Here is a 793-nt window from a genome sequence, read left to right on the forward strand (position 1 = left end):
TTGGCGCTGAGTGCCGCCCGCTTCTTCGGCCGGCAGCCGGAGACGATGGTCGCGGTGACCGGAACCAGCGGCAAGACTTCGGTCGCCGCCTTTACCCGCCAGATCTGGGAGCAGGCGGGCCTTGCCGCCGCCTCGATCGGCACCACCGGTGTGGTCGCGCCCGGCCGCAACGACTACGGCTCGCTGACGACACCGGATCCGGTGGCGCTGCACCTCCTGCTCAAGGAACTGGCCGACGCCGGCGTCACCCATGCGTCGATGGAGGCCTCCAGCCACGGCCTCGACCAGCGCCGGCTCGACGGCGTCAGGCTTGCCGCTGGCGGCTTCACCAATCTCGGCCGCGACCATATGGACTACCATCCGACGGTCGAGGACTATCATCGCGCCAAACTGCGCCTGTTCGACACGCTGCTGCCCGAGGGTGCGCCCGCCGTCATCTTCGCCGACGATCCGTGGTCAGAGCCTACGGTGCGTGCGGCAAAGGCGGCAGGGCTCAACGTGTTGACCGTCGGTCGGCATGGCGACTTCCTCAGGCTGAAGCGGGTCGAGCACGAGCGACATCGCCAGCGGGCCGAGGTCGAGGTCAATGGCGTGCTCCACGAAATCGACCTGCCGCTGGCCGGCGATTTCCAGATCGCCAACGCGCTGGTTTCGGCGGGACTTGCCATTTCCACTGGAACGCCGGTCGCCAAGGCTTTGATGGCATTGGAAAAACTGAAGGGCGCTCCGGGACGGCTCGACCTCGTCGGCACCACGGCCAACGGCGCGCCAGTCTATGTCGACTATGCCCACA

General features: G+C 67.3%; 1 protein-coding gene. It reads left to right on the plus strand.

The genetic code is table 11. From position 1 onward, the window contains the following. On the plus strand, positions 1–793 hold a 793-nt coding region (locus EN742_RS36485), incomplete at both ends, for a Mur ligase family protein (RefSeq protein ID WP_245492499.1).

The organism is Mesorhizobium sp. M4A.F.Ca.ET.020.02.1.1, from assembly GCF_004022645.1.
Taxonomy (GTDB): Bacteria; Pseudomonadota; Alphaproteobacteria; order Rhizobiales; family Rhizobiaceae; genus Mesorhizobium.